The 727-nt window shown below is 33.8% G+C and carries 1 protein-coding gene; it reads right to left on the reverse strand.

Translation table 11 applies throughout. The annotated features are described in order from the left end of the window. Positions 1-59: 59 nt before the first annotated feature. On the reverse strand, positions 60-727 hold a 668-nt coding region (locus IDG63_RS14225), incomplete at its 5' end, for an IS6 family transposase (protein WP_000408821.1).

The following is a 727-nucleotide window of genomic DNA, read 5'->3' on the forward strand; positions in this document are numbered from 1 at the left end:
TGGTTCTGTTGCAAAGTAAAAAATATAGCTAATCACTAATATATCATGTCAGTGTTCGTTTAACTTGCTAGCATGATGCTAATTTCGTGGCATGGGGAAAATCCGTAGATCTGAAGAGACCTACGGTTCTTTTTATATAGAGCGTAAATACATTCAATACCTTTTAAAGTATTCTTTGCCGTATTGATACTTTGATATCTTGTCTTTCTTACTTTAATATGACGGTGATCTTGCTCAATGAGGTTATTCAGATATTTCGATGTACAATGACAGTCAGGTTTAAGTTTAAAAGCTTTAATTATTTTAGCCATTGCTGCCTTCGTTGAAGGTGCCTGATCTGTAACTACCTTTTGAGGCTTACCAAATTGTTTAATGAGACGTTTGATAAACGCATATGCTGAATGATTATCTCGTTGCTTACGCAACCAAATATCTAATGTATGTCCCTCTGTATCAATGGCACGATATAAATAGCTCCATTTTCCTTTTATTTTGATATACGTCTCATCAATACGCCATTTGTAATAAGCTTTTTTATGCTTTTTCTTCCAAATTTGATATAAAATTGGGGCATATTCTTGAACCCAACGGTAGATCGTTGAATGATGAACGTTTACACCACGTTCTCTTAATATTTCAGATATATCACGATAGCTCAATGCATATCTTAGATAGTAGCCAACGGCTACAGTGATAACATCCTTGTTAAATTGTTTATATCTGAAAT

Origin of the sequence: Staphylococcus sp. EG-SA-14 (assembly GCF_017151935.1) — a bacterium.
Lineage (GTDB): Bacteria > Bacillota > Bacilli > Staphylococcales > Staphylococcaceae > Staphylococcus > Staphylococcus aureus.